The organism is Brevundimonas sp. (assembly GCF_050729455.1).
Classification (GTDB): domain Bacteria; phylum Pseudomonadota; class Alphaproteobacteria; order Caulobacterales; family Caulobacteraceae; genus Brevundimonas.
In genome coordinates this window covers 1-7,807 of record NZ_JBOHLI010000083.1, presented here as the reverse complement: position 1 = coordinate 7,807, position 7,807 = coordinate 1, and the positions used below count along the sequence as shown (strand labels likewise).

Here is a 7,807-nt window from a genome sequence, read left to right as displayed (position 1 = left end):
GTCCATGCGTATTCTGGTGGTCGAGGACGACGCCGAGGCGGCGACGGCGATGGTGCGCGGCCTGAGCGAGGCCGGGCACGAGGTCACGCACGCCGTGGACGGCGCCTTCGGTCTGCTGGCATCGCAGAAGGGCGGCTACGACGTCTATGTCGTGGACCGCATGATGCCGCGTCTGGACGGCGTCGGCATGGTCGAGACGGTGAGGAAGGGCGGCGATCAGACGCCGGTCCTGTTCCTGTCGGCGCTGGGCGAGGTCGAGGACCGGGTCACGGGCCTGAAGGCCGGGGCCGACGACTACCTCGTGAAGCCCTACGCCTTCGCCGAGCTGATCGCCCGGGTTGAGGCCCTGGCCCGCCGTCGCGGGACGGGCGGGGTCCAGACGGTGCTCAAGGTCGGCGACCTGGAGATGAACCTGATCGGCCGCACCGTGCATCGCGGCACGACCGAGATCGACCTGCAGCCGCGCGAATTCCAGCTGCTGGAGTTCCTGATGCGCCACGCCGGCCAGTCGGTGACGCGCACCATGCTGCTGGAGAAGGTCTGGGAATACCATTTCGACCCCCAGACCAACGTCATCGACGTCCACATCAGCCGCCTGCGCTCCAAGATCGACAAGGGCTTCGACAAGGCCATGCTGCAGACCGTGCGCGGCGCGGGGTACCGGCTGGAGGCGTAAGGCCCCCGCATGAAGCTGCCCTCGCTTTTCAGGCGGACGCCGTTTCGGCTGACGCTGCTGTTTCTGGCGCTGTTCGTGGCCACGGCCAGCGCGGTGCTGGCCTATGTCTATGTCGCCTCGGCGTCCGAGGCGCGGGCGCGGGCCGAGGCGGGGGTGAGGAGCGAGGTCGAGGCCCTGACGGCGGTCTATCGCACGCGCGGCGTCGACGCGCTGAACCAGGCCCTGGTGGACCGGACGCTGCGGGGCGGATCCTATCTCTATCTGCTGATGGACAAGGATCGGAAGACGATCACCGGCAATATCTCGACCTCGCCGCTGGACCCGGGTGCGGCGGTGCAGGGCGGGCGCTGGGACGATTTCCGCCTGACCGACACCGATGAGGAAGGCCGCGTCCGCAAGCGTCAGGCCATCGGGGTGGAGATGCCCCTGTCGGGCGGCGAGCAGTTGTTTGTCGGCGAGGACATCGGCGACATCGAAGCCTATCTGTCGCGGCTGACCCAGGCCCTGTGGGGGGCCATGATCATGGTCCTGGTGCTGGGGATCGGCGGCGGTCTGGTCATCAGTCGCCGCGTCGAGAAGTCGATGAGCGGGCTGAACCGCGTGGTCATGGCGGTGCAGGAGGGCGACCTGAAGGTGCGCGCCCCCGTCACCCAATCCGGCGACGAACTGGACGAGCTGGGGCAGGGGCTGAACACCATGCTGGACCGGCTGGAGGCCTCGATGGCCTCGATCCGACACGCCGGGGACGCCATCGCCCACGACCTGCGCTCGCCGTTGACGCGGATGCGGGCCAAGCTGGAGGTGGCGCTGATCGACGCCGACGCCGGCAAGGTGTCGGGCGTGGACGCCCTGGGCATTGCGCTGGACGAGGCGGACCTTCTGCTGAAGACCTTCAACACGGTTCTGGCCATCGCCCGGCTGCAGGCCGGCGGGGCGCCCGATCTCAAGGTGTTCGACGCCGCCGAACTGGCGACCGACATGGCCGAGCTTTACGAGCCCTCGGGCGAGGACAAGGGGCTGGAGTTCTCGTCCGAGATCGAGAAGGGGCTGATGATCGAGGGCAACCAGCCCTTCCTGGCCCAGGCCCTGGCCAACATCATCGACAACGCCATCAAATATACGCCGTCGGGCGGGGCGGTGAAGTTCCGCGCCCGGCGGCGGTCGTCGGGCGAGATCGAGTTTTCGGTCACCGACACCGGGCCAGGCGTGCCGGACGAGGACCGCGAGCGGGTGCTGCAGCGCTTCGTCCGGCTGGACAACAGCCGCACCGAGCCGGGCTCGGGTCTGGGCCTGTCGCTGGTGACGGCGGTGGCCGAGGCGCACGGCGGGCGGGTGCAGCTGGACGAGGGGCCGGGGGCCTATGGCGGGCAGGGGCCAGGCCTGCGGGTGGCGCTGGTCCTGCCGCCGGCGAGCGGGACGAACGGATGAGCGACGCTCTGGGGCCGCGACTGAAGCCGTGCGGGCCGGTGCGCGACGCGATGGCGGCGGGACGCATCCACGAGCGGCTGGTCGAGGCCGCCGACGCAGGCGGTTGGCGCGCGACGCTGGACGGGGCCTGGGGGGCGCTGGAGCCGGTGTTTGCGGCCTCGCCCTATCTGGCCGGGTTGGCGCGGCGCTGGCCCGAGCGGCTGCGGCAGATTCTGGAAACGCCGCCTGAGACGCGGCTGGCCGAAATCCTGGCCGCGACCGACGCCGTCGACGGTCCGGCGGACGAGGCCAAGGCGCCGCTGCGGCATCTGAAGGCCGAACTGCATCTGCTGACGGCCCTGTCGGACCTCGGCGGGGTCTGGGATCTGGAGGCGGTGACGGGGGCCTTGTCGCGCTTCGCCGATGCGGCGGCGCAGGCGGCGCTGCGTTGTCTGGCCCACGACCAGAGGCGGCGCGGCAAGCTGATCTCGGCGGCGGATGATCCGCGCGGCCCTGTGCCTGGCCTCTTCATTCTGGCGATGGGCAAGGGCGGGGCGTTCGAGCTCAACTATTCCTCGGACATCGACCTGTCGCTCTTCTTCGAGCCCGAGGTTCTGGAAGGGGCGTTGGGCGAGGGCGTCGAGGCGCAGAGTTTCGTCAACCGGCTGGCGCAGGGTTTGACGGCCCTGCTGACCGAGCGGACGGCGGACGGTTACGTCTTCCGGGTGGACCTGCGGCTGCGGCCCGATCCGTCCTCGACCCCGCCGGTGGTGGCGGCGCCCATGGCCCTAGCCTACTACGAATCCGTCGGTCAGAACTGGGAGCGGGCGGCCTTCATCAAGGCGCGGGTCTGCGCCGGGGACGCGGCCGAGGGGGCGGACTTCCTCAAGGCCCTGGTCCCCTACATCTGGCGGCGCAGTCTGGACTATCAGGCTGTGCTCGACATCCAGTCGATCAAGAAGCAGATCCACGTCCACAAGACCGGCGAGGGTCTGGAGGCGGCGGGCGCCAATCTGAAGCTGGGCCGCGGCGGCATCCGCGAGATCGAATTCTACGTCCAGACCCAGCAACTGATCCTGGGCGGGCGCGACAAGGGGCTGCGGTCCTCGCGCACGCTGGAGGCGCTGGACGCCCTGACCGAGCGGGGGCACGTGACGCCCGAGGCGCGCGATGAACTGGCCGCCGCCTATCACGAGCTGCGGGCGCTGGAACATCGGGTGCAGATGCTGGCCGACGAGCAGAGCCACGTCCTGCCGGTCGATCCCGAGCGGCGCGCCGACGTGGCGGCGCTGGCCCATTCTATGCTGGGTGGGCAGGGCGATCTGGCGGCGTTTGACGCCGGGGTCGAGGCGGTGCTGGTCGGGGTCAATCGGCGCTACGGCGAGCTGTTCGAAGGCGGCGAGGAGCTGTCGTCGCCCTATGGCAGTCTGGTCTTCACCGGGGTCGAGAATGATCCGGGCACGCTGGAGACGTTGAAGCGGATGGGCTTCTCCGAGCCCGCGACGGTGTCGGATGCGATCCGAAGCTGGCACCACGGCCGCATCCCGGCGACGCGGACGGCGAGGGGGCGCGAGCTGTTCACCCGGCTGGCGCCGCAACTGCTGACGGCGGTGGCGAAGACCGGCGCGCCCGATGCGGCGTTTCGGCGGTTCGCGGTCTTTTTCTCGGGCCTGAGCGCCGGGGTGCAGGTGCAGGCCCTGTTCCTGAACCAGCCCAGGCTGTTCGATCTGGTGGTCGGGGTCATGGCCTTTGCGCCGCGTCTGGCGCGGGCGCTGGGGCGTCAGCCGCAGGCTCTGGACGGGGTGCTGGACGAGCGCTTCATGACGGCGCTGGGCACGGACACCGGACTGGCCGACCAGGTGGTGCGCGAGGCGCACGAGGCCGGCGACTTTGAAAGCGCCATGAACGCCGTGCGCCGCCTGCACCGCGAACAGACCTTCCGCATCGGCATGCACGTCATCACGGGGCGGACCACGGCCGAGCAGGCCGGGTGGACGAACACCTCGCTGGCCGACGCCTGCATGCGCGGCCTGGCGCCGGCGGCCCTTGCCGAGGCCGAGCGGATGGGCGGGGCGTTCGAGGGGGCGGTGGCCGTCGTGGCCCTGGGCAAGGCCGGGTCGCGGGAGATGACGGCGGGGTCGGATCTGGACCTGATGACCGTCTATGCCGCGCCGCCCGAGGCAGTGTCGGCGGCCAAGGGCTGGAGCGCGGACCTGTTCTACGGGCGCTTCACCCAGAGGTTCATCGCCGCCCTGTCGGCCCACACCGCAGAGGGCGGGCTGTACGAGGTGGATATGCGGCTGCGGCCCACCGGGTCGAAGGGGCCGGTGTCGGTGCGGCTGGAGGCGCTGGAGGAGTACTACGCCACCGAGGCCGTGACGTGGGAGTTCATGGCCCTGACGCGCGCGCGGCTGGTCTGGGCCAGCGACGAGGCCTTCGGGGCGCGGGTCGAGGCGACGCTGGAGGCGGCGCTGCGGCGGCCACGTCCGGGCGTGGACACGGCCCATGATGTTAGGGCCATGCGCGACCTGATGGACCGCGAGCGGCGGCCCAAGGGCTTCTGGGACCTGAAGCTGTCGGCGGGGGCGCAGGTCGACGCCGAGTTCGTCGCCCAGTATCGCCAGCTGTGCGCGGCCGCGGCGGGGCAGCCGCTGACGGTGTCGACGCTGGAGGCGTTGAGGGATGATCCGGTCCTGGCCGAGACCTGGCGGACGCATCAGCAGCTGGGCCAGCTGATGGCCTGCGCCTTTGAGGACAAGGGCGACCCGGACGCCGAGCCTGCGGGCTTCCAGCAGCGGCTGGCGCAAGCGGTGGGGGCCCCGGATTTCGAGACGCTGAAGGCGCAGCTGATCGACCTGCGCTTAAGGGCGCGGCGGGCGTTCGAGGCGGCGCTGCCGGCTGTGGGGGATTCCAGCCGCGACGGAAACTGATCCGGGCGGCGTTCCATATCTCGACAGGGAGTTTTCGGGCCTTGGCCCGTGGAGACCATCGAGATGAACAAGACCCTTGGCGGCGTCGCCGCTATCGCCTTTCTGACGGCTTTCAGCGGCGTGGCCGTGGCTCAGACAGCTACGCCGCAGCGCCCGGCGCGCGCAGCTATGGCCCAGCCTGTGACGCAGGCCGACTTCGTCCAGCGCCGCGTGGAACGCCTGCGCGCCGCCGACGCCGACCACAACGGCACGGTCACGGCCGAGGAAATGCGGACGGCCCATCAGGCCAAGCGCGCCGAGCGCCGCGCCGCTGTGTTCGACCGTCTGGACGCGAACAAGGACGGCGCGATCAGCCGGGCGGAGTTCGACGCGCCGCGTGCGGAAGGTCAGCGGGCAGGCCGGGGCGAGCACGCCGGTCGTGGTCATCGCGGCGGGATGCATCGCGGGGCCGAGCGCATGGGCCGGGGCGGCGAAGGCCGAGGCCCCGTCGTCATCGCCGAGGCCGAGCGCAAGGCGACCGAAACCTTCACGCGTCTGGACGCTGACCACAACGGGACGCTGACCGTCGAGGAGCGCCGCGCGGGCATGGAGGCGCGGCGCGCCGAGATGCGCCAGAAGCGTCAGGAGCGTCGTGCACCGGCGGCGTCGCCTTCGACGCCCGCTTCGGAGTAAGGTGATGTCGGGGAAGGCGGTCCGACCGTCGGCCCATTTCGTGAACGGCGAAAGAGGCTGGATTGGCGAAGACCGCCGACCCCGACGAGGATCTGGTGCGGCGCGTGGGTCAGGGCGACCCGGCGGCGATCCAGGCCATGGTCGCTCGCAAGCTGCCGCGCATGCTGACGCTGGCGCAGCGGATGCTGGGCGACGCGGCGGAGGCTGAGGACGTGGCGCAGGAGGCGATGCTGAGAGCCTGGCGTCAGGCGCCGCGCTGGACGCCGGGGCAGGCCAAGTTCGACACCTGGCTGCACCGGGTGGGGTTGAACCTCTGCTACGATCGGCTGCGGCGTCGGCGCGAGATCGCGACGGATACGCCGCCGGACCGGCCCGACGACGGGCCGGCGCCGGACCGGGGCCTGCTGGCCATGGAGACGGGGGCGCGGGTCGAGGCGGCTTTGGCGAAACTGCCCGAGCGGCAGCGCGAGGCCATTGTCCTGTGTCACTATCAGGAACTGGGAAACATCGAGGCGGCGGGGCTGATGAACGTCAGCGTCGAGGCCCTGGAGAGCCTGCTGTCGCGTGGACGGCGGGCGTTGCGGACGGCGCTGGCCGATATGGCGCCGAATGCGGCAAGAACGGCGAATGGGTAAGGCGGGGGCTGGAACCATGACGATGACGTACGAGCGTTTCGAATATCTGGCCGACGCCTACGGCGGCGACCTGCGGCGCTGGCCCGAGGCCGAGCGCGAGGCGGGGCGCGCCCTGCTGGACAGCGATCCGCGCGCGGCGGTCCTGTTGCGCGAGGCCGACGGGCTGGACGCCCTGCTGGACGCGGCGCCGCGCCCGGTTGCGTCGCACGCCCTGCGCGAGGCGGTGATCGCCAGCGCGGCGGGGGCGGGGCTGAAGGCGCGCCGTCGTGGGGCCATCGGGCCTCTGGCCTGGCTGTCGGGCGCCGGATGGGCGGCGGCGGCCTGCGCCGGGGTGGTGTTCGGGATCAACCTGACCAGCCACCTGACCGCCGACGTCCAGGCGGATGCGGTGCTCTATCAAGCCAGTCTGACCAGTGCGGACGACACGGAGGTTCTGGGCGGATGACGTCGCGCAGTTTGAAGATCGCCCTGGCCGTTTCGGTCGCCCTGAACGTCTTCGCCCTTGCGGCGGTCGGCGCCGTCTGGGTGGCGCGCGACAAGATCGAGCACCGGATCGCCGAGGCGCACAAGCCGGGCCGCAGCGCGCCGGTCTGGGACGTCATCGAGCGGATGGACCCGGCGGTGCGCGATCAGGTCAAGGCGCAGCTGCGCGCCGCCGCCATGCAGGCGCGGCCTGACTTCGAGGAGGCGCGCGCGGCGCGGCGCGAGGCCATCGCCCTGACCGGGGCCGAGACCTTTGATCCGGTGGCGGTCGCCGCCCTGCTGGAACGTTCGCGGGCGTCCGAGGCGCGCGGTCGGTCGCGGCTGGAGACCGGGGCGGTCGAGACCCTGAGCCGCCTCAGCCCGGCGGACCGCAAGGCCCTGGCCCCCATCCTGTCGCGCCATAAGGCGCGCCGTGACGCGCGCAAGCCCGAGAAGGCCGCCAAGCCGGTCGCGCCCGCAGCGCCTGCGCCGGCTGAGGCGCCGGCCCAGCCGTAATCTCCTCCGTAATCCCGGAGGGCCGTGAGGCCGATCCGGGGCGCAGGCGGTGGCTGATGGGACACGAGGACGCCAATCGCTTGGCGTTCATCGGTGGCCGAAAGCCGGCCTGAAGAATGTCTATTGTGGGTGGAAAGCGGGCTTTGGATGGTTGAAGCTGACTGGCATGGAACCGCACGAAAGAAAGCTGGCGCTCGACGCAATATTGGCGACGCTCGTAGTTATCCACGACACCCCACTGACGTTCAGCCCTGCCGAACTGGCTGCGCTAAGCGACAAGGATGTCAGATACGCACTCGCCGACCTGGGTGAAGCGGTGCGGGGCATGAACGCAAGTGAGATCCGCCAACTCTCCTCGGAACTGAGTGCCCAGGGAGTAGATTGACGTGCCTCTGAGGTTTCATCCAGCGGCGACCAGAGTCCTTGGGTTAGTTACGCCTCGCAGCGTGGGGTGAGCAACAGGCCGGGCCGCGCAGCTTTCATCCTGCGCAGCGGGTCGGCCTGTTGCG

8 protein-coding genes are annotated in these 7,807 nt (G+C 70.7%); all 8 read left to right on the top strand.

What is annotated here, in order from left to right:
• Positions 1-4 precede the first annotated feature (4 nt).
• The 8 genes from ACREEF_RS14965 to ACREEF_RS14930 all read left to right on the top strand — a co-directional run bounded on the left by ACREEF_RS14965 (position 5) and on the right by ACREEF_RS14930 (position 7,683).
• Positions 5-676: a response regulator transcription factor gene (locus ACREEF_RS14965; RefSeq protein WP_431566365.1), complete on the top strand. Its 672-nt coding sequence runs from the start codon at positions 5-7 to the stop codon at positions 674-676.
• Positions 677-685: 9 nt separating this feature from the next.
• A complete protein-coding gene (locus tag ACREEF_RS14960) occupies positions 686-2,104 on the top strand; it encodes a sensor histidine kinase (RefSeq protein WP_431566364.1) in 1,419 nt (472 codons plus the stop codon).
• Complete coding sequence (locus ACREEF_RS14955) at positions 2,101-5,013, top strand: bifunctional [glutamine synthetase] adenylyltransferase/[glutamine synthetase]-adenylyl-L-tyrosine phosphorylase (protein WP_431566363.1); 2,913 nt, start codon at positions 2,101-2,103, stop codon at positions 5,011-5,013. The genes ACREEF_RS14960 and ACREEF_RS14955 overlap by 4 nt, the downstream gene beginning before the upstream one ends.
• A 63-nt stretch (positions 5,014-5,076) precedes the next feature.
• On the top strand, positions 5,077-5,685 hold the full coding sequence (locus ACREEF_RS14950) for an EF-hand domain-containing protein (protein ID WP_431566362.1): 609 nt from the start codon (positions 5,077-5,079) through the stop codon (positions 5,683-5,685).
• A gap of 62 nt (positions 5,686-5,747) precedes the next feature.
• Entirely contained in the window at positions 5,748-6,320 is a 573-nt protein-coding gene (locus ACREEF_RS14945; RefSeq protein WP_431566361.1) for an RNA polymerase sigma factor, read from the top strand.
• Positions 6,321-6,336: 16 nt separating this feature from the next.
• Positions 6,337-6,765: a hypothetical protein gene (locus ACREEF_RS14940; protein ID WP_431566360.1), complete on the top strand. Its 429-nt coding sequence runs from the start codon at positions 6,337-6,339 to the stop codon at positions 6,763-6,765.
• Positions 6,762-7,298 carry a periplasmic heavy metal sensor gene (locus ACREEF_RS14935; protein WP_431566359.1) on the top strand — a complete coding sequence of 179 codons (537 nt, stop codon included), beginning with the start codon at positions 6,762-6,764 and terminating at the stop codon, positions 7,296-7,298. Before ACREEF_RS14940 ends, ACREEF_RS14935 begins: the two co-directional genes overlap by 4 nt.
• Before the next feature lie 166 nt (positions 7,299-7,464).
• Positions 7,465-7,683 carry a hypothetical protein gene (locus ACREEF_RS14930; protein ID WP_431566358.1) on the top strand — a complete coding sequence of 73 codons (219 nt, stop codon included), beginning with the start codon at positions 7,465-7,467 and terminating at the stop codon, positions 7,681-7,683.
• Positions 7,684-7,807 lie beyond the last annotated feature (124 nt).

Bases quoted from the DNA above. Each gene is read 5' to 3' on its own strand.
- ACREEF_RS14935 (WP_431566359.1), top strand. From the start codon at position 6,762: ATGACGTCGCGCAGTTTGAAGATCGCCCTGGCCGTTTCGGTCGCCCTG.
- ACREEF_RS14940 (WP_431566360.1), top strand. From the start codon at position 6,337: ATGACGATGACGTACGAGCGTTTCGAATATCTGGCCGACGCCTACGGC.
- ACREEF_RS14930 (WP_431566358.1), top strand. From the start codon at position 7,465: ATGGAACCGCACGAAAGAAAGCTGGCGCTCGACGCAATATTGGCGACG.
- ACREEF_RS14960 (WP_431566364.1), top strand. From the start codon at position 686: ATGAAGCTGCCCTCGCTTTTCAGGCGGACGCCGTTTCGGCTGACGCTG.
- ACREEF_RS14965 (WP_431566365.1), top strand. From the start codon at position 5: ATGCGTATTCTGGTGGTCGAGGACGACGCCGAGGCGGCGACGGCGATG.
- ACREEF_RS14955 (WP_431566363.1), top strand. From the start codon at position 2,101: ATGAGCGACGCTCTGGGGCCGCGACTGAAGCCGTGCGGGCCGGTGCGC.
- ACREEF_RS14950 (WP_431566362.1), top strand. From the start codon at position 5,077: ATGAACAAGACCCTTGGCGGCGTCGCCGCTATCGCCTTTCTGACGGCT.